Source organism: Paraburkholderia guartelaensis, from assembly GCF_004353905.1.
GTDB lineage: Bacteria > Pseudomonadota > Gammaproteobacteria > Burkholderiales > Burkholderiaceae > Paraburkholderia > Paraburkholderia guartelaensis.
The window spans coordinates 146,218-169,148 of the sequence record NZ_SMOD01000005.1; the positions used below are offsets into that span (position 1 = coordinate 146,218).

The following is a 22,931-nucleotide window of genomic DNA, read 5'->3' on the forward strand; positions in this document are numbered from 1 at the left end:
ACGGGCAACGCGCGCATCACGTGTTTCACGCACGAAAAGGATTGCGCTCATTGAGCTCGTGCATGTAGGCGTGAATGTGGTTCGTCTCGTTTTCGAGAAAGCGCGCAACGGCATCGGAGAACGCCGGATGGGCGAGCCAATGCGCAGAGCGCGTGGCGGTGGGCAGGAATCCGCGCGCCATCTTGTGTTCGCCTTGCGCGCCACCTTCGAACACGTCGAGCTTTTCCTCGATGCAGAATTCGAGCGGCTGATAATACGCGGTCTCGAAGTGCAGGCAGGGCACGTGTTCGAGCGCGCCCCAGTAGCGGCCATAGAGCGTGCCGCCCTGGCCATTCTCGCCGCGCTGCCAGACCACGAGCGAACTCGCGATCGGCTTGCCTTCTCGCTCGGCGATCACGAGCAGCAGATTCTCCGGCATCGTCTCGCCGATCATGCGGAAGAAGTCGAGATTCAGGTACGGCGAAGAGAAATGCTCGCGGTAGGTTTGCCGGTAGCAGCGACTGAAAAAGCGCCACTCGGTGTCGCTGATGTCCTCGCCGCGCACGCGCCGCATCGTCACGCCCGCGTCGTGCACCTTGCGGCGTTCCGCGCGGATGTTCTTGCGCTTCTTTTGTTCCAGCGTGGAGAGAAAGTCTTCGAAGTCGCGATAGCCGTCGTTGAGCCAGTGAAACTGCACGCCTTCGCGCTGCATCATGCCGAGGTCGGTCAGCGCCTCGGCGTCTTCGGTGGTCGGAAAGAGCACATGCAGCGACGAGACGTCGGCCTGCTCGGCGAAGGCGAGCAGCGTCGCGGCCAGATGGCGGCGCGCGGTTGCGTCGGCGGCGATCAGGCGCGTGCCCTGTACGGGCGTGAACGGCACGGCGCACAGGAGCTTCGGGTAGTACTCGAGGCCGTTGCGCTTGTACGCGTCGGCCCAGGCCCAGTCGAACACGTACTCCCCGTACGAGTGGCCCTTCAGATACACCGGCGCGGCGGCGGCGAGGCGGCCCGTGCGCGTGTCGGTGAGCGTGACGAATTGCGCGGCCCAGCCCTCGTTCGGCGTGGTGCAGCGCGTGGCGTCGAGCGCCGAGAGAAATTCGTGGCGCAAAAAGGGCGTAGGCTGCGCCTGGCGCGCGAGCAGCGCGTTCCATTCGGCGGCGTCGACCTCGGACGGTGAGCCAAGGATGCCCGTGCGATAATCGAAATGTTCCTGTTTCATGCGTGCCCGTTGGCGTGGGATGCGGCTTGGGTGGTTCAGCAACGCCTGCCGCGGCAAACGGTCATGGTAAAGCAAACGTCCCGAGCGGGTGAGGGCCGCCGCGTCTCGTGCAGCGGCGTCAGCCAGGCAGCATCGAGCGGTCGCAAGCGGTCTCAAGCGGCATCAAGCGGTGCCAAGCGGTATCAAGCAGCCCGAACGTCAGAGCGCGCGCTCTCGTGCGCAGCGCGCCCGCCTCAAGGTTATCGAAATGAAAGAGCGCTTCTTCAATCTCTATACGCACGGCTTTGCGCGCGTGGCCGTGGGCGTGCCCCGCTGCCGTGTGGCCGATCCCGCATTCAACGCCAGCGAGACGCTCGCACTCGCACGCGAGGCCGCCGCGCAGGGCGCGGCGCTCGTCGCGTTCCCCGAGCTTGGGCTTTCGGCCTACACCTGCGACGACCTGTTCCATCAGCAAGCGTTGCTCGACGCCTGCGAGCGCGCACTAGCGCAAATCGTGGAAGCGTCGGCGGCGCTGCCGCTCGTGATGGTCGTGGGGCTGCCGGTGCGCGCGGGGCATTCGCTCTTCAACTGCGCAGCGGTCGTGGCGGGCGGGCGTGTGGCGGGCGTCGTGCCAAAGAGCTTCCTGCCGAACTACGGCGAATTCTACGAGCCGCGCCAGTTCAGCGCTGCCGATAGCGCGAGCACCGACACCGTGCGCCTCGCCGGCGCGGATGTGCCGTTCGGCGCGTCGCTGCTGTTCGAGGTGCCGCAGGTCGCGGGTCTGCGCTTTCACGTGGAGATCTGCGAGGACGTCTGGGTGCCGATTCCGCCGTCGTCGTTCGCGGCGCTCGCGGGCGCTTCGGTGCTCGTCAATCTGTCGGCATCTAACGTCGTGGTGGGCAAGGCGGGCTACCGGCAGCAACTGGTGTCGCAACAGTCGGCGCGCTGTCTCGCCGCGTATCTGTACACCTCGGCGGGCAAGGGCGAATCGACCACCGACATGGCCTGGGACGGCCACGCACTCGTGTGCGAAAACGGCGAGCTGCTCGCGCAATCAGAGCGTTTCTCCGACGACTCGCACCTCATCTTCGCCGATGTCGATCTCGCGCGGCTGCAGCAGGAGCGCATCCGCCAGACCACGTTCGGCGATTCGATCCGCCGCCACGCCGATGAAGTCGCGAAGTTTCGCGTGATTTCATGCGAGCTGGCGGGCGAGGGCGCATGGCAGCGCGACACGCTTGCCCTCTCGCGCCGCGTGGAGCGCTTCCCCTATGTACCGGCCGATCCGAAGCGGCGCGACGAGCGCTGCAACGAGGTCTACAACATCCAGGTGCAGGCGCTCGTGCAGCGGCTTTCGCAGGCGGGCATCAAGAAGGTGGTGATCGGCGTCTCGGGCGGGCTCGACTCCACGCATGCGCTGCTCGTGTGCGCGAAGGCGATGGATCGCCTCGGGCTGCCGCGTGCGAACATCCTCGCGTACACCATGCCTGGTTTCGCCACGAGCGAACGCACGCTGCGCCAGGCGCGCGAGCTGATGGCGCTCGTGGGCTGCACGGCGCGCGAGATCGACATTCGCCAGAGCTGCATGCAGATGCTCGAAGACCTCGGCCATCCGTACTCGGAAGGCAAGGAAACCTACGACATCACTTTCGAAAACGTGCAGGCCGGCGAGCGCACGAATCACCTGTTCCGCCTCGCCAACTTCAATCACGCGATCGTGATCGGCACGGGCGATCTCTCCGAGCTTGCGCTCGGCTGGTGCACATACGGCGTGGGCGATCACATGTCGCACTACAACGTGAACGCGAGCGTGCCGAAAACGCTCATCACGCACCTCGTGCGCTGGGTGGCCGAAACGGGCCAGATTGGCCAGAACGGGGAGAGCGGCCGCGACGTGCTCGAAGCGATTCTCGCCACCGACATCAGTCCGGAGCTGATCCCCGGCAAGTCCGATGGCGCGCCCGAGCAGAAAACCGAGAGCACGATCGGCCCATACGAGCTGCAGGACTTCAACCTCTACTACACGCTGCGCTTTGGTTTCGCACCTTCGAAGGTCGCGTTCCTCGCGCGCCACGCGTGGGGTGACCGCGAAGCGGGCGCGTGGCCCGAGAACGCGAAGGTCGTGCGCAATCAGTACGATCTCGCGGCGATCAAGCGCAATCTGCGCATTTTCCTCGACCGCTTTTTCCGCCAGAGCCAGTTCAAGCGCACCTGCATTCCGAATGCGCCGAAGGTCGGCTCGGGCGGCTCGCTCTCGCCACGCGGCGACTGGCGTGCGCCAAGCGATTCGGAGTCGGTGGTCTGGCTCGCGGATCTGGAGCGCGTGCCTGACGAAGCGGGCGGGTTGAGCGCGGCGCCTGCGGGCAAGCCCTCGGCGTGAGCCTCAGCCGCACAGCGTAGAATCCCGATATGTTCTGAAATTTTCGACAAATCCGATAACGAGACGAGGTTCGCCATGAAACGCATTACTGCCGTGATCAAACCGTTCAAGCTCGACGAAGTGCGCGAGGCGCTCGCCGAGGTGGGCCTCACGGGCCTGACCGTCACCGAGGTCAAGGGCTTCGGCCGCCAGAAGGGCCACACGGAGCTTTACCGCGGCGCCGAATACGTGGTCGACTTCCTGCCGAAGGTGAAGATCGAGGTGGTGGTCGCGAACGACCAGGCCGACCAGGTGATCGACGCGATCATCGGCGCGGCGCGCACCGGCAAGATCGGCGACGGCAAGATCTTCGTGACCGACGTGGAGCGCGTGATCCGCATCCGCACGGGCGAGGAAAACGAAGCGGCGGTCTGAGGCCGCGCGCGTTGCACTGCCGGTTTCCGCAGTACACGAAGCACCTGATGCACCAATAGAAAAGGGGACGGCGCCGCTTGCACGGGCCGTCCCCAGAATAAAAAACGGTGCGATACCCTTTCGGACATCGCACCGATACGCGCCTCTCGCAGCAGCGTGAAAACGTCGATGTAGCTGTTCTGTCTACACTCGCTTCAAATTAGAACGAGTGCTGGATACCTGCGTACACGCCAACCTGGCTGTGACCCGGGACCGGGTTGCCGGTGGCAGCCGCCGTACCGAAGTTGTTGGCGTTCAGGCCGAAGTTGGCCGTCTTGCTGTTCTGCACCGTGCCAGCCTGGATGTCGAGCAGCGTGCGCTTGGACAGGTTGTACGAGCCGCCGACCGTGTACAGCGTAGCGTTGCCGCCGCCGTTGTTAGCATTGACGTGGTAGACCGCTGCGATCAGCGCTGCAGCCGGCGTCATTTGCCACGTCACACCGCCCCACTCGTGGTCGAGCGTGGTCGGCTGACCGATGATGCCCGGGTTCATGCCCGACGAACGGATGGCTTCGTAGCCGCCCTGAACCTTGAACGAGCCGAGGAACAGGTTGAACATGGCCATGTAGTCACGCGAGTACGCGAACACGCCATTGCCGTTCGCATTGGTTGCGCCGGTAGGAGCGTTGGCGCCGTTGAGCGCGTTGTACACGCCGCCCAGCTGGCCGTTGTCCGGATTGCGGATTTCGTCATACAGACCGCGGATCTGGAACAGCGAGCTCGTGTAGGTGAGCTGCAGGCCAGCTTCGCGACCTTGCGTCGTCGAGCCGTTGCCGTTCCAGCTCGTCGCGTTCGAGAACGCGTACTGACCGTACACGTCGAAGCCCATCCAGTTCGGCGACTGGTACGAAATGTTGTTGCTCGATTGCGGCCAGTTGCGGCCACGGACCATCGAAGCCGACGACCAGTTCGACTGACCGAACGGGTCGAAGTCCCAAATGCCGTTGGAGATGAACAGCATGCGGCCAGCGAGCAGCGTACCGAACTGGTCGTTCGCTACACCGATAGTTGCCCAGCGATTCCAGAGTGAGCCGGCCGAGCCGAGCGAGCCATTCGCAGTGCTGAAGCTGCCTTCCAGGTGGAACAGAACCTTGTTGCCGCCACCGATGTCTTCAACGCCCTTCATGCCCCAGAGGCTGGTGCCCCAGTAGCCGCTTTCGAGCTGAACCTGGCTGGAACCGTGGGTGGCTTGACCATTTGCGCCGGTGCCGGCGCCAATGCCGTTCATATACGCCACACCCATATCGAGGCGGCCGTAGAGCGTGACGCTGCTTTGTGCATGGGCGATCACGCCAGCCGACATCAATGCTGCGGCGAGCAAAGCTTTCTTCATCTTCTCCTCCATACCCTGTCAAAGAGTCAACCTTAGTACTGCGAAAGACGTCCGTGCGCTTGGCGGCGCTGCGAACAGAAATCGTCGCGTGAGGGAGAATTACCCCGAGGACCGGCGTACGGGCTGGTGCCGCTGCATGACCCGGGCTGGGTCGTCTTGCAGGTCCCCTGGTTGACTGGCATCTCCCGTTCTTTTTGAAGTGAAACTACTTTTAATGAACTTTGTTTTGCTACTTTGGTTACTAATTTAGCAAAAAAGGTCCGCGCTGGCGAACTAATTCGTGCTCGCACCCCGGGATGTCGTCAAATTGCAATATGGTCTTCCTGGATGGTGGTCAGAGAGGTACTACAACCAGGTCGAAAACCTTGCGGGACAAGGGACTCACGTCAATCGAATGACTGAGTTCAGGATTGCCACTATTGACGGGCGTTTTCACAAGGAGTAATGCGAAAAACGCCGTTTTTGGGCATAAACGGACGCCTTTTAGAGGGTAAAAGGCCAAAAAAGAAAAGGCGCTGTAAGCGCCTTGTAATACTACTTTTACTACACCGCCGCAAGGCGGCGACTCTGCGAGTCGTCTTACTTGAGACTCCCTGAAAGGAATTGGCGCAGGCGCTCGCTCTTCGGATTGGCGAAGACTTCGGCGGGCTTGCCTTCCTCTTCCACGAGTCCCTGGTGCAGGAACATGACGTGGTTCGAAACGTTGCGCGCGAAACCCATTTCGTGTGTGACCACAATCATCGTGCGGCCTTCCTCGGCGAGCTTCTGCATGACCTTGAGCACTTCGCCCACGAGTTCGGGGTCGAGCGCCGAAGTAGGCTCGTCGAACAGCATGACGTCGGGGTGCATGGTGAGCGCACGGGCAATCGCCACGCGCTGCTGCTGACCACCCGAGAGGTGCGAGGGATATTGCTTCTCCACGCGCGGCGCGAGACCGACCTTCTCCAGGTAGGTGCGTGCGCGATCTTCGGCTTCCTTGCGCGGCAAGCCCAGCACGTGCACGGGCGCCTCGATCACGTTCTCGAGCACCGACATGTGCGACCACAGGTTGAAGTGCTGGAACACCATCGCGAGCTTGGTGCGCACGCGCTGGAGCTGCTTCGCGTCGGCGGGGTGAAGTGCGCCCGTGCGCTTGTCCGCGCGCGTGGCGACTTCCTCGCCATCCACCACGATGCGCCCGGAGTTGGGCTGTTCGAGGAAGTTGATGCAACGCAGCATCGTGCTCTTGCCCGAGCCGGACGAGCCGATCACGCTGATCACGTCGCCTGCGTTGGCTTTCAGGGACACGCCCTTGAGGACTTCGTTGTCGCCGTACTTCTTGTGGATGGAGTCGACGAACAGCTTCTGCTTCTGGGAATTCATCAATTGACCTTTAGCGGGCTCACTTGCCTTGCGGTCGCAGGTATGCGAGCCAGCGGCGCTCGGCGCGGCGGAACAGCCACACGAGCGTGAAAGAAATGATCAGGTACAGGAGCGCGGCGATGCCGAACGCGCCGAACGACTGATACGTCGCCGAGTTCACGTCGCGCGCGATCTTCAGGATGTCCGGCACGGTAGCCGTGAAGGCCACGGTCGTTGCGTGCAGCATCAGAATGACTTCGTTGCTGTAGTAGGGCAGTGCGCGGCGCAGCGCCGAAGGCAGGATCACGCGGCGGTACAGCGTGAATTGCGACATGCCATAGGCGCGCGCGGCCTCGATTTCGCCGTAGGGCGTCGCCTTGATCGCGCCCGCGAAGATTTCGGTGGTGTATGCGCAGGTGTTGAGCGTGAACGCAAGCAGTGTGCAGTTCATGCCGCTTCTGAAGAACGCGCTCGTGAGTTCATGGTTGCGCACGATCTCGAGGCTGTAGAGGCCCGTGTAGCACAGCAGCAGCTGCACGTAGAGCGGCGTGCCGCGGAAGATGTACGTGTAGAGCCACACGAGCCCGGCGAGCCACTTCTTCTTCGATACGCGGGCCACGGCGAGCGGCACCGAGAGGCAGAAGCCGAGCCCGATCGAGATGACTAGCAGCCACAGCGTGATGGCCACGCCGCTGAAATGGTAGCCGTCTGAGTAGAGGTAGTTGCGCCAGTATTGCTGGATCAGTTGGACGAAGTCTTGCATGGTCTTGGCCTCGCGCGATTCAGAGATCCGCCTTGCGCACACCGGTGGAGTAGCGCTTGTCGAGATACATCAGCACGAAGTTGGAGACCGTGGTGATGACGAGATAGATCGCGCCGGCGAGCAGCGTGAAGAAGAAGAAACGCAGCGTGCCCTTGCCGGCGTCCTGGCTTGCCTTCACGACGTCGGCGAGGCCGATGATCGAGACGAGCGCCGTGGACTTCACGAGCACCTGCCAGTTGTTGCCGATGCCGGGCAGCGCGAAGCGCATCATCTGCGGGAACATGATGCGCGTGAACACCTGCCAGCCCGTCATGCCGTAGGCGTGGCCCGCTTCGAGCTGGCCGCGCGGCACCGCGAGGAATGCACCGCGGAACGTCTCGGTAAAATACGCGCCGTAGATGAAGCCGAGCACGACCACGCCCGCGAGGAACGGATCGATGTCGATCTGATCCCAGCCGAGCATGTCGGTGAGGTTGTTCAGCCAGATCTGGATGCTGTAGAAGAGCAGCAGCATGAGCACGAGATCGGGCACGCCGCGAATGAGCGTGGTGTAGAGCGTGCCCGCGCCGTGCGCGACGCGGTTTTTGGAGAGCTTGGCCGCCGCGCCGATCAGCCCGAGCACGAACGAGAGCGCGAGCGACAGCACGGCGAGCTTGACGGTCTGCCAGGTGCCGGCGAGGATCAGCGGGCCGTAGCCTTGAAGAAACATGGGCGAGTCCTTGACGGTGCGTTTCTCACACCGCGAAAGGCGCGGCGCTTGTCTGCCGCGGTTCAAATCCGTTCATGGCCGCGCGGTTGTACGCGTGTGCGGCCGATGCGATTGCGCTCGTGAGCGCGCCTGTGACTGTATACGAAGCCCGGTGGCGGTCTATCGGGGAGCCCCCGGGGCTTTTCTGGTGCCGTGGCGCGAGGCGCGAGCGGTGGTGTCTCGTTGTTTATTTACCTGCGTGTGCTTTCCCGTTCACTTGCCTTTGTAGATATCGAAGTCGAAGTACTGCTTCGCGATCTTGTCGAACGTGCCGTCGGCATGAATCGCGGCCAGCGCCGTGTTGAACTTCGCCTTGAGTTCGGCGTCGTCCCGGCGCAGGCCGATGGCGGTGCCGTCGCCGATCGTCGCCGGGTCTTCCACTTCCGGGCCCGCCCACGCGAAGCCCTTGCCGCGCGGCGTCTTCAGGAAGCCGAAATCCGCCTGGACCTCGTCTTGCAGCGTGGCGTCGAGGCGCCCCGCAATCAGATCCTGGTACACCTGATCCTGATTCTGGTACGAGATCACGTTCACGCCCTGCGGCGCCCAGTGCACTTTCGCATACGCTTCCTGGGTCGAGCCCTGCTCGACGCCCACGTTCTTGCCCTTGAGCGAAGCCGGCGTGGGCAGCAGCGGCGAGCCCGCGCGCGCGAGCATGCGTGCGGGCGCATCGAACATCTTCGCGGAGTAGTCGATCTGCTGGGCGCGCTGCGGCGTGATGGTCAGCGACGACACGATCGCGTCGAACTTGCGGGCCTTGAGCGCCGGGATGATGCCGTCGAGGTCGTTTTCGACCCAGACGCACTTCACGTTCATGCGCGCACACAGGGCTTTCGTGAGGTCGACGTCGAAGCCGACGATCTGCCCGTTCGGCGCTTTGGACTCGAACGGCGCATAGCTGGCGTCCACGCCGATACGCACGGTTTTCCACTCTTTGGCGGCGGCGCTACCCGCGATCAGGGCGAGCGCCACGCACACTGCAAACTTCTTCATCATTCTCCTGTCGAGCCGGAGCGAGTGCCTTTTTGGCACTCACTCCGCTCCCATGCACGGCTGATACGGGCGGCGCGGCGCGGTAAGGGGCGCGCGGCCGACGCGAGGCGGACCGGCTCGTGGCCGTTGGCCGCCATTCTAGGTGATCAAAAATGCGGGTCGGAAAGCGCGACGCACTCCGGCCACGGCGGCAGCGCGCGCTGGCGGGGCGGGGTTGCCGCCACGGGGTGTCCACCCCGGGCCATCAGGCTCGCGCTGGCCGAAAAGCGCGGTATTTTACCCGAAGCCGGAGGGCGTGCGGGTCTGACGCGGGGCGACGCTGGCAGTGCAGCTCATTGATGTTGCTGGCGAAACGATGCGGTGCGCCGCTGCGGATTGTGCAAGCGGGCCGCCGCCCTTACCTTCGGACATCGACATGATTGACGGGAGATTGCCATGCTGACCATCCGACGCGCCGACGAACGCGGCCACGCCAACCACGGTTGGCTCGACTCGTACCACAGCTTTTCGTTTGCCGACTATTTCGACGAAGGGCATATGCACTACGGTGCGCTGCGGGTGCTCAACGACGACCGTATCGCGGGCGGCCAGGGCTTCGGCGCGCACGGCCACCGCGACATGGAGATCGTGACCTATGTGCTTTCCGGCGCGCTCGCACACCGCGACAGCATGGGCAACGGCTCGACCATCCGCCCCGGCGACGTGCAGCGCATGAGCGCCGGCACCGGCGTGATGCACAGCGAGTTCAACGGCTCGAAAGAAGAGGAGGCGCATCTGCTGCAGATCTGGCTGCTCCCGCGCGAGCGTGGCGGGGCGCCCGGCTACGAGGAAAAGCGCTTCGACGACGCCGACAAGCGCGGGCGCCTGCGCCTCGTCGCCTCGCCCGACGGACGTGATGGCTCGGTGACCGTGCAGTCGGATGCCTCGATCTACGCGGCTCTCGTGGACGGCGAGGAGCGCGTCGAGTATGCGGTGCCCGCCGGACGGCGCGTCTATCTGCATGTTGCGCGCGGCGCGCTCGACGTGAACGGCCAGCGTCTCGAAGCCGGCGATGCAGCGATGATCGAGGCCGAGGCGGGCGTCGCGCTCGCAAACGGCGCAGCAGCCGAGGTGCTGCTGTTCGATCTCGCGTGAGCCTTTGAACGGCGGCGGCCTGCGGTCGCCCGCGCCATGAAAAAAGCGCCGCGGGGTGTGAACCCCGCGGCGCTTTGTCGCGCTTTTGCGCGCGCGAGTGTGCCGATTACTGCTGCGCGGCCGGTGCCGAAGCGCCGCCCTTGTGGTGCTGCTCCCAGCGCTCACGCATCTGCTCGTGGCGCTGCTCCATCTTCGCGAAGCGCTCCTTGATCGCCGTGCTCACGGTCGTCTTCTGCTGGTCGTTCAGGCCGTTGTAGAAGGCGAGCCACGCTTGCGTCGTTTGCTCGCGCAGTTGCTGGTTCTGCTGCTCGACCTGCTCGTGCGCCGTGTGCATGGCATTCAGGTCGAGGATCGGCTGGTTCTTCATCGCATCGAACTGCTGCTTCATCTGTTCATGATTCTTGCGCATGGCCTGGCCGTTCTGCTTCATCGTGTCGAGCGCAGCCTGCCATTGCTTTTCCTGCGCGGCGTTCAGGTTCAGCTTGTCGTGCAGCTTCTTGAAGCCGAGCATGAAGTCGCCGTGCATGCCGGGACCGCCGTGCATGCCCGGGCCGCCGTGCATCATGCCGGGGCCGCCCGGGGGCGTCGTCTGGGTCTGGGCGTTGGCGGCGGTGGCGCCCACGGTGAGCGCGAGCGAGGCAGCGGCGATAGCGAGAAGGCGCGAAGTCGTCTTGTACATGGTGATGCTCCTGACAAATCCATGAGGGTTTTATCCGGTCTGGCGCGGCGCTTTCGGAAAGTGGTGGCGCTCGCAACCGGTGTCCCTAGCGTATCGACCCGTCCGGGAGCGCGTGTTACGCGGCGGGCCGCCGAGATTACGCGACATTACACGCGCCTTTCGCGGTAACACCTCGTAACCCAGGTGGAAGACCTGTAAGCAAACGGCCCCTGCGCGCGCGTTACACTTCATCCCATGGCTACTCAAATCCTTGTCGTCGACGACGACCTCGAACTACGCGACCTCCTGCGCGACTATCTCGCGCGCCAGGGCATGGAAGTCTCGGTGCTGCACGACGCCGGCTCGCTGGAGCGGCGGCTCGAGCGCGAGCGCCCGGATCTGATCGTGCTCGACCTGATGATGCCGGGCGTCGACGGCCTGACCGCGCTGCGCAAGCTGCGCGCGGCCGGCGACGACATCCCCGTGATCATGCTCACGGCGCGCGCGGACGACGTGGACCGCATCGTCGGCCTCGAACTGGGCGCGGATGACTATCTCGGCAAGCCGTTCAACCCGCGCGAACTGCTGGCGCGCGTGCAGGCGGTGCTGCGCCGGCGCCGCACGGTGCCTTCGGCCGCGGCGCCCGAGCAGCGCGAACCGTACGCGTTCGGCCGCTTCACGCTCGACTTCCAGTCGCGCACGCTGCAGCAGGAAGGCAAGCCGATCATGCTGTCGGGCAGCGAGTTCGCGCTCCTGAAGATTTTCGTGAATCACCCCATGCGTACGCTCACGCGCGAGCGCCTGCTGGAATTGCTGCACGGTCCCGAGTACGACGGCACCGACCGCGGTATCGACGTGCAGGTGTGGCGTCTGCGGCGCATTCTTGAAAGCGACCCGTCCACGCCGCGCTTCATTCAGACCGTGCGCGGACGCGGCTACGTGTTCGTTCCCGACGGAGAGCAGGGCAACCATGCGCCGGCCGGTTGATTCGCTGTTTGGGCGCCTTGCGGTCATCTTCATCGGCGTTCTGCTGGTGTCGCATGTCGCCTGGTTCACGCTCATGCGCGTCGAACACAATCAGATGCAAACGCGCTACGCCGTCGAGGAAGCGACCTTCCTCGTCGACGCGGTGCGCCAGCACGTCGAGCGCGAGCCCGACCAGCCGCTGCCTTCGCGCGTGCAACTCGTCGATCCGGCGAGTCCCGCCGTGCCGCCGGTCACCGAGCGCATGCCCGAGCCGCTGCGCCGTTTCATCGACGACGTGCGCGAGCGCATGCCACCCGGCACCGACGTGCGCGTCGGGCCGCCCGGCGGGCCGCCCACGCTCTGGGTGCGCGGGCCGCAGGACGCCCGCTGGATCGTCTTGCCGGGCCAGCCGCTGCGCATCATGCGGCCGCTCGACAAGTTTTTCCCCTGGGTCATCACCATTTTCGCCACTGCCGTAATCGCCGCGCTCGTTGCCGCGTGGATGCTGCAGCAGCCGCTGAGCGCGCTCGCGCAGGCCGTCGGGCGCTTTGGCCGCGGCGAGCCCGTACCGCCCGTGCCCGAGCGCGGGCCGCGCGAGCTGCGCCAGCTCACGCTGGGCTTTAACCAGATGGTCAAGGAAGTCGAGCGCACGGAGAAAGACCGCGCCGTCATGCTGGCGGGCGTTGCGCACGATCTCAAGACGCCGCTCGCCCGGCTGCGTCTGCGCGCCGAAATGATGGACGAGCAAAAAGTGCGTGACGGTGTGGTGCGCGACGTCGAGTCGATGGCGCACATCGTCGACCAGTTCCTCGTGTTCGCGCACGACGGCGCCGATCGCAGCGAGCCCGTCGAGGTCGACGACCAGTGCGAGCGCATCGCACGCAACCACCGCACGGCGAGCGGCGAGACGATTGCGATCGAAACGCGTCTGCGTGCGGGACCGGAGTTTCGTCTGCCCGCGGCCACGCTCGAACGCGTGGTCTCGAACCTGCTCGACAACGCGCATGCGTATGGCGCACCGCCCGTCGTCATCGAGAGCGAGCGCGGCGCGACGGGTTTTTCGCTCACCGTGCGCGACCACGGCAAGGGCATCCCCGACCAGGAACTGACGCAGGCGAGCCGGCCGTTCGTGCGCCTCGACCCCGCGCGCGGCGGCAACGGCCACAGCGGCCTCGGCCTCGCGATCGTCGAGCGGCTCGTGCGCCGCGCGGGCGGCGAGCTTTCGATCGGCAACGGCGAGAGCGGCGGTCTCGCGGTGCGCATGACGTTTGCGTTCGACGTGGTGGAGCGCACCGTCACCGAAGCGGCGCAGATCTGGTAAATCGCACTGGAATGGTTTGGCGGGAGCCCGCACCGAACAGGTGGGGCGTGGCCGGATGGGCTGGACCTGGTACCGAGCTGGTATTGCGCTGGTATCGACCAGGTTTGACCTGACGTTCCGCCCGAAGGCGCCGCCTTGGCGACGCCGGATTGCGCGAGGTCAGGTTGGGCGCGGACGTTCAGGCCGTGAAGAGCGTGTCGAGCGCGGCGGCGGCCTCGTTGTCCACCGTGTTGTAGGTCACGGTGTCGGCCTCGAAGATGTAGTGCGTGGTGTACTTGCCGAGGCGGGCAAGAATCTCTTCCTGAATCAGCTCGGGCGTGGCGTCGAGTTTCAGGTACCACGCGGTCGATGACAGGCGCGTCTGGAACGCGCCGTACTCGACCATCAACTGGTCGAACGCGAGCGCATCCTGATCGCGGCAGACAATGACCAGATTTCCCTTCATGCATGCCTCCAGATTTGTGCGGAACACCGAAGTGGCGCGGTTTGACTCATGCGCACCGGATGGACTGGCGCGCACCGTTCATCCCATGATACCGCGCCTCGCCGGTTGAGCCGGGCGAGCCCCGCAGCCTGGTACGGGCATCCCTCGTGTGATGGGTTGAGCCAACTCCTCGTGCACTCACCAGGTCGGCGCCGCGGCGCGCGGCGGCACGACGCCCTCGGCCGTCATGGCCTCGCAACGGTCGCGTCCGGCCGCCTTCGCCATGTAGAGCGCGAGGTCGGCGCGGCTCATCAGACGCTCGGGCTGATCCTGCGAGGCGGCAAGTTCGGTCACGCCGATGCTCACACTCACGCTCGCTTCCTCGGGCAGTTCCACGCAAATGCGCTTGCCCACCTGCTCGCGCAGGCGATCGAGCACGGCGAGGCCGGTGACGAGCGAGGTCGCGGGCAGCAGGATGCCGAACTCCTCGCCGCCCAGACGGCCGACGGCGTCGTCGGCGCGCAGTTCGGCGCGGCAGGTTTCCACGAAATGCTGAAGCGCGCGGTCGCCCGCCGGGTGGCCGAAGCGGTCGTTGATCTGCTTGAAGTAGTCGAGGTCGGCAATCGCCATGCACAGCGGTTTGCCTGCCGCGTAGGCCACGTCGATCTCGCGGCGCAGCAGGTCGAGGAAATAGCGCCGCGAGAGCGCGCCGGTCAGCGCGTCGTGGCGCGCCTCGGCGGCGAGCAGGGCGTTCGCGGCCTGCAACTGGCCGGCGAGATCGCGGCTCGCGTGATGCAGACGCCGCTCGCGCACCCACGAGACCGAGATCACCGCCGCGAGCGCCGCCGTGCCCGCGAGCGTGAGGAAAATGAGGAGCCGGTCGCGCCGATGGTTCGCGATCAGCTCGGACCACGCATTGACCGGATCCACGAGATGCGCCGAGAGCCCGGAGTTCAGTCCGCCGCGCTGTTCGTAGAGGGCGGGCGAGCGCTGGCCCGGCAACGCGATCATTTGCGCAGCGTCGGCGCGCGGGATCCAGGACGCTTCGCTCAACGCGGCTTTCGATGCCGGGCGCAGCTCGAGCGGCGCGAAGTGCTCGCGCAGATAGGTGTTCACGCGGTCCACCGCGTTCATTTCGGCGACGTGCGAGCCTGGCATCGCACGTCCTTCGAGCGCGCTGTCGTGGGCCATGATGATGACGCCGTTGTTGTCCGCGACGAAGGTGCCCGGGTGGGTGACCCAGTGGCGCAGCCGCGCGATGCTGACCTTCGCGACGACGGCGCCGACCAGCAGGCCGTCGTCATAGACGGGCGCGGCGACGAAAATGCCGGGCTCGCCGCTTGCCGTGCCCACGCCATAGGCTTCGGAGAACGCCCCGAGCAGCGTGTCGTTCAGATACGCGCGCGGACGCATGTCCACGCCGACGTAGGAGATTTTTTCGAGCGCATTGCTCGACGCGATGCAGATGCCGTTCGCGTTGACGAGCCAGATCGCATCGAGCCCGGAAAAGCCCTGGGCGTCGTGGAGGAAGCGGTCGACGCCGGCGAGCGCGGGCACGCCTTGTAGTTCCTTGCGCCGCGCCAGTTCCGTCGAATCGCTCGACGCGGCATAATGCGCGGCCTCGGTAATCGCCTGCTGGACGACGCGGGTTTCGGCCATCGTCGCCGGAATGGCGCGCGACATGGCGAGGTCGCTGGCGATCACTTCGGCCATGTTGTCCACGACCGAGCGCATCATCTGGCGCTGTGCGGCGAGCGCGGCCTCGAACTCCTGGCGGACCATACGGTCCGCGAGCCAGTCGGCCGCCGCCCAGCAGACGAGCGCGACCACCACGACCCCGAGGGGTCCGGCTGCCTGGCGCAAGAGTCTCCTGTTCATCGGCCTTCTGGTTCGCGAGTGGTAGTGAGGCGTGGGGATCGGCGCCCATGGGCGTCGGAGCGCCACTGATAGAGCGTGTCGATTTTACCCCTCGAACCGCGCTGGCGAGCCCGCTCTCGAAGCGTCAGCGCGGCGTTGCGAGCCGGCGCGAGCGGGCGGCGGTGTGAGCGTGGATCGCTAACATGCAAGCAGCATGCCGTCAGCACGGCAGTACGCGGCGGTGAGCCGGGTGGAGGGCACGCAAGCGTGGTCAGCACGGCTTCGCGCGCGGTGGCCGGCGTGTGGCGCGCAAGCGACGCCCACTGGCGTTGGCGGCCCGAATGAGGCAGAAGCGCAGGCAGACGCGGCGTTGTTGTGTCATCAAGGCGTCATCGATGCGTCATCACGATGACGTGCAGAAGCCGCGCGCTGCGCGTTCTGGAAGCTCTCCAGAAGGCCGGCGAAAGCGCCTCGAAAGCCCGTGTGGTCTGGCTTTCGCGGCGCGCGGGGCGCGGTTGTTAGTGTCATCAAGGTTGTAGTAGTGTCGTGCCGTTTCAGTCGAGGCAAGCCCAGTCGCCCGCCGCCAGTTGCCAGCAGCAACTGCGGCGCGGGCGGTGCGTACCACCGCGGCATCGTCGCCGTGTCATCAACGCCAACGAAATTCTGAGTCCATGCGCCTTGCCTTTGTCGATCCGCCATCCCCGCAGCTTGTGCAGTGCCTGTCCGGCGGCACGGACGATACGTCGTCCGCCTTTCTGAAACCCGGCGCGGAGGGCGTCTGAATGGAGTTCAGCTTCAACCTGAACCGCACGGCCAACGCCTCGGCGTGGCGCGTGCTGCCGAACCGCTGGGACTTCGTCGCGTTCCCGCTGATGATCGGCCTGATCGCGATGGCGGCCGTGGGCTTTCACCAGACCATGGCGCCCATCGCGACGCTCAAGACCCAGGTCATCTCGCTCGATCCGGCCAACCTGCCCGAGTACGCCATGCGCACCACGCTGCGCATGCTCGCGGCGATGGTCGCATCGCTCATCTTCACGCTCGTGTACGGCACGCTCGCGGCGAAAAGCCGCCGCGCGGGCCAGGTGCTCGTGCCGATTCTCGACATCCTGCAGTCGGTGCCGGTGCTCGGCTACATCTCGTTCACCGTCACGTTCTTTCTCGCGCTCTTTCCGTCGCGCGTGCTCGGTGCCGAACTCGCGGCGATCTTCGCGATCTTCACGAGCCAGGCCTGGAACATGACGTTCAGCTTCTACCAGTCGCTGCGCACGGTGCCGCGCGATCTGGATGAAGTCTCGCGCGGGTTCCACCTGACCGCGTGGCAGCGCTTCTGGAAGCTCGAAGTGCCGTTCTCGATGCCGGGGCTCATCTGGAACATGATGATGTCGATGTCGGGCGGCTGGTTCTTCGTCGTGGCCTCCGAAGCGATCACGGTGGGCAACAACACGATCACGCTGCCGGGCATCGGCGCGTACCTGGCGCAGGCGATTTCGGATAAGAACCTGCATGCCGTGGGCTGGGTGATCCTCGCGATGATCGTGGTGATTCTCGCCTACGACCAGTTCCTGTTCCGCCCGCTCGTGGCGTGGGCCGACAAGTTCCGCATGGAGAACACGAGCTCGGGCGACGCCCCGGAATCGTGGCTGCTCGACCTCATTCGCCGCACCCATCTCATTCATCAACTGCTCGTGCCGCTCGGCTGGCTCTTCGCCAAGGCGGCGCGCATGCCGATCCAGCTGCCGTCGTTTCCGAACGTGTCGCGCGCCGCGCCCGTAGCGCGCGGCCGCGGCGGCTTGCGTGCCCGCATCGGCGACGCCGTGTGGGCCGTGCTCGTGATCGCCCTGACCGTGTTCGTGGTGTGGCGCGTCGTGGCCTTCGTGCGTACGGGCGTGACGCTCGACGAGGTCTGGCACGTGCTCGGTCTCGGCTTCATCACGCTCGTTCGCGTGCTGCTGCTGATCGCCATCGCATCGGTGATCTGGGTGCCGCTTGGCGTACTGATCGGTCTGCGCCCGGCGCTCGCCGAAAAGGTTCAGCCGCTCGCACAGTTCCTTGCGGCGTTCCCGGCAAACCTGCTGTTCCCGGTGTTCGTGATCGTCATCGTGCGCTTTCACCTGAACCCTGACATCTGGCTGTCACCGCTCATCGTGCTCGGCACGCAGTGGTATATCCTGTTCAACGTGATCGCAGGGGCCAGCGCCTATCCGAACGACTACAAGGAAGCGGCGAAGAACTTCCATATTCGCGGCTGGCAGTGGTGGCGTCAGGCCATGTTGCCGGGCATTTTCCCGTACTACGTGACGGGCGCCATCACGGCTTCGGGCGGCGCGTGGAACGCGAGTATCGTCGCGGAGTTCGTGCAGTGGGGCGACACGAAGGTCGTCGCGCACGGCCTCGGCGCCTACATCGCGCAGACGACGGCGGCCGGCGATTACCCGAAGATCATTCTCGGCATTGCCGTGATGTCGCTCTTCGTTACGCTGTTCAACCGCCTCTTGTGGCGCCCGCTGTACACGTACGCCGAGTCCCGTCTGCGGCTCGACTGATCGACGACTGATCGAACAACGAATGATCGAAGGTAACGCGATGCAAAACCCCAAGACGCTGAGCGCCGCGCACGGCGATGTGCAGACGGCCCCGAACCCGCCGCGCCTCGGCGAAGAAATTCTGAACGTCAAGGACGTGTGCCGGGGCTTCAACAAGACCCAGGGCGAGCTGCTCGTGCTCGACGACGCCAACCTCCAGCTGCGCGAGGGCGAGATCGTCGGGCTGCTGGGCCGCTCGGGCTCCGGCAAGTCCACGCTGCTGCGCATCATCGCGGGCCTGATCTCGCCGACCTCCGGCGACGTCACCTGGCGCGGCAAGCCGCTCGAAGGGCCGGCCGAAGGCGTGGCGATGGTGTTCCAGACCTTCGCGCTGTTCCCGTGGCTCACCGTGCTGCAGAACGTGGAAGCGGGCCTCGAGGCGCAGGGCGTCGGCGCACGCGAGCGGCGCGAGCGCGCGCTTGCGGCCATCGACCTGATCGGTCTGGACGGCTTCGAAAACGCCTATCCGCGCGAGCTTTCCGGCGGCATGCGTCAGCGCGTGGGCTTCGCGCGCGCGCTCGTGGTCGATCCCAATCTCATGCTGATGGACGAGCCGTTCTCGGCGCTCGACGTGCTGACCGCCGAAACGCTGCGTACCGATCTGCTCGACCTGTGGACGCAAGGGCGTCTGCCGATCAAGTCGATTCTGATCGTCACGCACAACATCGAGGAAGCGGTGTTCATGTGCGACCGCATTCTCGTGCTCTCGTCGAATCCGGGCCGCGTGGTGGCCGAGATCAAGGTGCCGTTCAAGCACCCGCGCAACCGTCTCGATCCGGTGTTCCGCAAGCTCGTCGACGAGATCTACGCGAAGATGACCGCGCGTCAGACCGACGAAACCACGAAGAAGGGCCTCGAACTCGGCAGCTGGCTGCCGCGCGTGTCGACCAACCTGATGGCCGGTCTGATCGAAACGCTCGCGATGGCGCCGTATCACGGCCGCGCCGACATGCCGGAAATCGCACGCTCGCTGCATCTGGAAGTGGACGATCTGTTCCCGATCGCGGAAGTGCTGCAGAACCTCGGTTTCGCCGACGTGCGCGAAGGCGACGTGCTCCTCACGCCGCCCGCGCGCGTGTTCGCGGAATTCGGCACGCAGGAGCGCAAGATGATGTTCGCCGAGCATCTGCTGCGCCACGTGCCGCTCGCGGCGCGGATCAAGAAGGTGCTCAACGAGCGCCCGGGCCATCGCGCGCCGCGCGTGCGTTTCGAGCAGGAGCTGGAGGACTTTCTCTCCGACGGTGCGGCGGAAGAAACGCTCGACACCGTGATCGACTGGGGCCGTTATGGCGAGATCTTCTCGTATAACGACCAGTCGGAAATCTTCAGTCTCGAAGACGTGGAGTCCTGAGCGACGCGCGGTTCACGAGCATAAAAAACGGTCGCGGGGTGAGTTCACCCCGCGACCGTTTTTTCATTCAGGGACGCCGTTACTGGAGGGTGCCCCAGCGCTCCACCGCAGGCTCGGCCGTGGCCCACTTCCAGCCCGACTGGTCCTGACAGGCGCTCGCGGTGAACCACTGCTCGGGCGCGTCGGCCTTCTCGCCGTCCTGCACCGAGAACACGAAATCCTTGCAGAGCGTGAGCGCGTTCGCGAACGCGCGCGTCACGCGTACCTGGCCGTGGCCGTTCTCCACGGGCAGTTCGTGCTTCACGCGCCAGATGTCCATGCCGCCCACGGGCAGGCGGCCGGCTGTTTCGGCGATCAGCGCCTGCTGGTCGGCATGCATGCTCTTCATGAAGCGGCCGACGGCTTCGTCGGTGGCCGCCTGCACGGCAATGCCCACGCCGATGCCCACGGCAGGATTCGCCGTGACGATGCCCGTGGCCGCAGCGGCGGCGGCGCCGCTTGCCGCGCCGATCGACGAGCAGCCGCTCGCCGCGAGCGCGATGCCCGTGCAGAGGGCGGCCAGCGCGATGAGCCTCGCGGGGCGAGACGTCGACGAATCGGTTGCAACGTGCCGTGCGCGCCTCGCGCGCGCGTTCATGCCGTTCATTGCAGCGCACCCCAACGGGCGGTGGCGGGTTCGGCCGAGGCCCACTTCCAGTTGTCGCCGTCGCGGCACACCGAAGCGACGAAGAAGGCGCTCGAGGCGGGCTTGTCCTTCGTGGCATCGTGATCGACGGAGAACACGATCTCCTTGCAGTCGAGCGCGCCGCTGCTGATCGTGCGGCTCACCGTGACGCGGCCGTGCTCGTCGTCCTCGATCGGGAACGAGTGCGTGATCGACCATGGCGCGACCCCGCCGACTTCGAGCGGGCCCGCCGCGTGGGCGATGCTGTTCTGGGTGTTGGTGTGGACGACGCGCTCGGAGTACTGCACGCCGGCCTTCGCCGCGGCCACGGCGCCAAGGCCGATGCCGGTCGCCACGGCGGCGTTGCTCGTCACTTTCGAAGCGACCGCCGCGCCGGCGATACCGGCGCCCGTCTGCGCGCCTTCGGAGTAGAGCGAGCTGCAGGCCGAACACGCGAGGCTCGCCACGGTGGCGAGCAGCGTGAGCGACATGACGCGTCGCCAGCGAGCGTTAGCGCAGGGGAGCGGGGTCACACCGGCAATCGTTTCCATGACCGCCTCTGACACCGATGGCGCAACGTGCGCCCGAGCACTTCGTTCTTGCATGATGATTCCCTGCCGCTAGCCGGATAGCGCCGCATTGCGCGGATATCCAGCATGTTTTGCTTACTTAACGTGCTGCGGATTGTGCAACACGGCATTGCTCACGGGGATAGGTAAAGTGCAAGAAATTGCAAAAGGGCGTGCACGGCAGGCCGATCTTTGATCGGCCCGCCGCGCGACTCACGCCTCGCCGCGCAACGAGCGTGCCGCGGCTCAGGCGTGGGGTGGGGGATCAGGCTTCGTTCGTGTCCGGGTCGGTGGGCGCTTCGGCTTCGCCATCATCGGCGCCGTAGCTGCCGAGCCGGTTGTAGAGCGTCTTGAGGCTCACGCCGAGCGTGCGCGCCGCGAGACGTTTGTCGCCGCCGCAATACTTGAGCGTGCCGAGAATGATCTGCTTTTGCGCATCGGCGAGCGGCGTGCCGATCCAGACGCTCATGGCGTCGCCCTGGGTGACGGGTTTCTTCACGCGCGGCACCAGTTGCGGATGCGCGATCTCCACGACCTTTTCCGCGAGGATGAACGCGCGGTACACGGCGTTTTTCAGTTCGCGCACGTTGCCGGGCCACGACCAGTTGCGCACGGTTTCGAGCGCGCGCTTGCTGAACGCCTTTTGCGTGCCTTCCTGGTCGTTCAGTTCGGTCAGGAAATGCTGCGCGAGCAGTTCACGGTCGCGCTCGCGTTCGCGCAGTGGCGGCGCGCGCAGTGGAAACACCGCGAGCCGGTACATCAAGTCTTCGCGCAGGCAGTTTTCCTTCACGGCCGTCACGGGGTCGCGGTTGGTGGCGGCGATGATGCGCACGTCGCCGCGAATCGCTTCGTTGCCGCCCACCGGAAAGTACTCGCCGGTTTCGAGTGCGCGCAGCAGCTTCACCTGATGCAGCAGCGACATCTCGGTGATTTCGTCGAGGAACAGCGTGCCGCCGCGCGCGTGCTCGAAGTGACCGTCGCGCGCCTGCACGGCGCCCGTGAAGCTGCCTTTCTCGTGACCGAACAACTCGGCCTCGATCAGCTCGTCGGGAATCGCGCCGCAGTTGACCGGAATGAACGGACCGTCGCGGCGTTCGCTGTGCGCGTGGATCGTGCGGGCGATCAGTTCCTTGCCCGTGCCCGATTCGCCGACGATGAGCGCCGTCGCCTCGGTCACGGCCACGCGCTCGATCTGTGCATAAAGGTCCAGCATGACCGCCGACGAGCCGTACAGCAGACCGTACGACTGCAATCCCGCGACGCGCGCCTGCGCGTCCGGTGCGGCATTTCCGGTGTTCGTGCTGGTTCGTTTTGTGGCGGCGGGCGAGCCCGGCTCGATTGACGCCATAGGGATGTTCGTCCTGCAAATGTAGTGCGGGGCGTTCTCTTCTGCGCGCATCGGCATGCTTCTGCGCGTATCGGCGAACTGGCCCTGCGATCCGGGGCTGGCCGTCCAGGACAGGTGCGGAACTTGCCGCTCCGACGGCCGCGAGGTATTTCGTCTCCGAGGTTGGCTCGAGGTTTTGCTCGTTAACGCGTAAACATTTAACCACTGCCGCGCATGACAGGGCAATGGACCTGTCCAGGCACCCGCGTTCAAGCGTGGCACGCATCGTGCTGCGGAACTTGGAGAGCACGGCGCCGTCTGCGTTGATAGGGGCGGCGCATCGGCCACGCCCCCGGCGATGCCATCCGAGTCAACTCGCGCGTCTTCCGTCTTTGACGAGGCGTATCTGGGAGAGAGCGATGTCCAAGAACCGAAGTGGTTTGGTAGGAACCCTGGTGACCGTCGGCGCCCTTGGCGCCATGGCGGGCATGCTGGCCTGGCGTTTCTCGCAGCGTCACCGCATGCAACGGCAAACCTTTTATCGCGATCTGAGCCGCTGGGAAGGCGAAGGCGGTTCGCTCGCCGATACCACGGGCAACAACGGACAGGGCCCGGAAATGGCCATGGCGGGCGGCGCGTCGGACTCGCCGGCACATGGCATGAAGAACCGGACGACGACTGGCATGAACGGCGCGAATGGCTCGGCTGGCATGCCGTGGCCGTTTCCGCATAGCTAGGCGGGCAAGACAGGGGCACGCGAGAGCCGTGCCCGCTTATCTCGAATAAGTCTATAATAGTCATATCAACAACAATCGAGGTTCGGGCGGCCCGCGGCTGACGGTATTGTTGCTCACATGTAGCAAAACCGCGCATTTTCAGGCTTTTGCCGT

At 65.3% G+C, this 22,931-nt stretch carries 20 protein-coding genes; 8 read left to right on the top strand and 12 right to left on the bottom strand.

Features of this window, described 5'->3' with window-relative positions:
- Window positions 1-25: 25 nt before the first annotated feature.
- Entirely contained in the window at window positions 26-1,198 is a 1,173-nt protein-coding gene (locus tag E1N52_RS08515; RefSeq protein ID WP_133181889.1) for a GNAT family N-acetyltransferase, read from the bottom strand.
- Between the two features lie 247 nt (window positions 1,199-1,445).
- Here E1N52_RS08515 and E1N52_RS08520 point away from each other — a divergent pair, with 247 nt between their 5' ends.
- Both E1N52_RS08520 and E1N52_RS08525 read left to right on the top strand, forming a co-directional pair.
- Window positions 1,446-3,557 (top strand): NAD(+) synthase, encoded by a 2,112-nt coding sequence (locus E1N52_RS08520; RefSeq protein ID WP_133181891.1) that lies wholly within the window; start codon window positions 1,446-1,448, stop codon window positions 3,555-3,557.
- A 75-nt stretch (window positions 3,558-3,632) separates the two neighbouring features.
- Window positions 3,633-3,971, top strand: a complete 339-nt coding sequence (locus E1N52_RS08525; protein WP_027795598.1) for a P-II family nitrogen regulator — start codon at window positions 3,633-3,635, stop codon at window positions 3,969-3,971.
- Between the two features lie 199 nt (window positions 3,972-4,170).
- On the opposite strand, the gene E1N52_RS08530 is transcribed toward E1N52_RS08525, so the two are convergent.
- From E1N52_RS08530 to E1N52_RS08550, 5 genes are all read right to left on the bottom strand, one after another.
- Window positions 4,171-5,343 (bottom strand): porin, encoded by a 1,173-nt coding sequence (locus E1N52_RS08530; RefSeq protein ID WP_133181893.1) that lies wholly within the window; start codon window positions 5,341-5,343, stop codon window positions 4,171-4,173.
- A 579-nt stretch (window positions 5,344-5,922) separates the two neighbouring features.
- Complete coding sequence (locus tag E1N52_RS08535; protein ID WP_133181895.1) at window positions 5,923-6,705, bottom strand: ABC transporter ATP-binding protein; 783 nt, start codon at window positions 6,703-6,705, stop codon at window positions 5,923-5,925.
- A 19-nt stretch (window positions 6,706-6,724) separates the two neighbouring features.
- Window positions 6,725-7,447 carry an ABC transporter permease gene (locus E1N52_RS08540; RefSeq protein ID WP_133181897.1) on the bottom strand — a complete coding sequence of 241 codons (723 nt, stop codon included), beginning with the start codon at window positions 7,445-7,447 and terminating at the stop codon, window positions 6,725-6,727.
- Between the two features lie 19 nt (window positions 7,448-7,466).
- On the bottom strand, window positions 7,467-8,156 hold the full coding sequence (locus E1N52_RS08545; protein WP_028207717.1) for an ABC transporter permease: 690 nt from the start codon (window positions 8,154-8,156) through the stop codon (window positions 7,467-7,469).
- Window positions 8,157-8,408: 252 nt separating this feature from the next.
- Window positions 8,409-9,185 (bottom strand): ABC transporter substrate-binding protein, encoded by a 777-nt coding sequence (locus E1N52_RS08550; protein ID WP_133181899.1) that lies wholly within the window; start codon window positions 9,183-9,185, stop codon window positions 8,409-8,411.
- A gap of 435 nt (window positions 9,186-9,620) precedes the next feature.
- Here E1N52_RS08550 and E1N52_RS08555 point away from each other — a divergent pair, with 435 nt between their 5' ends.
- Window positions 9,621-10,319 (top strand): pirin family protein, encoded by a 699-nt coding sequence (locus E1N52_RS08555; protein ID WP_133181901.1) that lies wholly within the window; start codon window positions 9,621-9,623, stop codon window positions 10,317-10,319.
- Between the two features lie 106 nt (window positions 10,320-10,425).
- Here the strand turns inward: E1N52_RS08555 and E1N52_RS08560 are convergent, their stop codons facing one another.
- Entirely contained in the window at window positions 10,426-10,998 is a 573-nt protein-coding gene (locus E1N52_RS08560; protein ID WP_133181903.1) for a Spy/CpxP family protein refolding chaperone, read from the bottom strand.
- 234 nt (window positions 10,999-11,232) lie between these two features.
- Here E1N52_RS08560 and E1N52_RS08565 point away from each other — a divergent pair, with 234 nt between their 5' ends.
- Window positions 11,233-11,964, top strand: a complete 732-nt coding sequence (locus tag E1N52_RS08565) for a response regulator (RefSeq protein WP_028207713.1) — start codon at window positions 11,233-11,235, stop codon at window positions 11,962-11,964.
- The gene (locus E1N52_RS08570; protein WP_133181905.1) at window positions 11,948-13,264 is read left to right on the top strand and encodes an ATP-binding protein; all 1,317 of its coding nucleotides are present in this window, start codon (window positions 11,948-11,950) and stop codon (window positions 13,262-13,264) included. The genes E1N52_RS08565 and E1N52_RS08570 overlap by 17 nt, the downstream gene beginning before the upstream one ends.
- 178 nt (window positions 13,265-13,442) lie before the next feature.
- On the opposite strand, the gene E1N52_RS08575 is transcribed toward E1N52_RS08570, so the two are convergent.
- Both E1N52_RS08575 and E1N52_RS08580 read right to left on the bottom strand, forming a co-directional pair.
- Window positions 13,443-13,709 carry a double-stranded DNA-specific endonuclease gene (locus tag E1N52_RS08575; protein WP_028207711.1) on the bottom strand — a complete coding sequence of 89 codons (267 nt, stop codon included), beginning with the start codon at window positions 13,707-13,709 and terminating at the stop codon, window positions 13,443-13,445.
- A 177-nt stretch (window positions 13,710-13,886) separates the two neighbouring features.
- Window positions 13,887-15,566, bottom strand: coding sequence for a GGDEF domain-containing protein (locus tag E1N52_RS08580; RefSeq protein ID WP_133181906.1), 1,680 nt, complete (start codon window positions 15,564-15,566; stop codon window positions 13,887-13,889).
- 761 nt (window positions 15,567-16,327) lie between these two features.
- On the opposite strand from E1N52_RS08580, the gene E1N52_RS08585 reads away from it, so the two are divergent.
- The gene (locus E1N52_RS08585) at window positions 16,328-18,091 is read left to right on the top strand and encodes an ABC transporter permease (RefSeq protein ID WP_133181908.1); all 1,764 of its coding nucleotides are present in this window, start codon (window positions 16,328-16,330) and stop codon (window positions 18,089-18,091) included.
- Between the two features lie 40 nt (window positions 18,092-18,131).
- Window positions 18,132-19,481 (top strand): ABC transporter ATP-binding protein, encoded by a 1,350-nt coding sequence (locus E1N52_RS08590; RefSeq protein WP_133181910.1) that lies wholly within the window; start codon window positions 18,132-18,134, stop codon window positions 19,479-19,481.
- 79 nt (window positions 19,482-19,560) lie between these two features.
- On the opposite strand, the gene E1N52_RS08595 is transcribed toward E1N52_RS08590, so the two are convergent.
- The 3 genes from E1N52_RS08595 to E1N52_RS08605 all read right to left on the bottom strand — a co-directional run bounded on the left by E1N52_RS08595 (window position 19,561) and on the right by E1N52_RS08605 (window position 22,062).
- Window positions 19,561-20,118 carry a hypothetical protein gene (locus E1N52_RS08595; protein ID WP_133182177.1) on the bottom strand — a complete coding sequence of 186 codons (558 nt, stop codon included), beginning with the start codon at window positions 20,116-20,118 and terminating at the stop codon, window positions 19,561-19,563.
- A gap of 5 nt (window positions 20,119-20,123) precedes the next feature.
- Window positions 20,124-20,636, bottom strand: coding sequence for a hypothetical protein (locus tag E1N52_RS08600; protein WP_246089002.1), 513 nt, complete (start codon window positions 20,634-20,636; stop codon window positions 20,124-20,126).
- A 343-nt stretch (window positions 20,637-20,979) separates the two neighbouring features.
- Entirely contained in the window at window positions 20,980-22,062 is a 1,083-nt protein-coding gene (locus E1N52_RS08605) for a sigma-54 interaction domain-containing protein (protein WP_133181914.1), read from the bottom strand.
- 398 nt (window positions 22,063-22,460) lie between these two features.
- On the opposite strand from E1N52_RS08605, the gene E1N52_RS08610 reads away from it, so the two are divergent.
- Window positions 22,461-22,778 (top strand): hypothetical protein, encoded by a 318-nt coding sequence (locus tag E1N52_RS08610; RefSeq protein ID WP_133181916.1) that lies wholly within the window; start codon window positions 22,461-22,463, stop codon window positions 22,776-22,778.
- Window positions 22,779-22,931 lie beyond the last annotated feature (153 nt).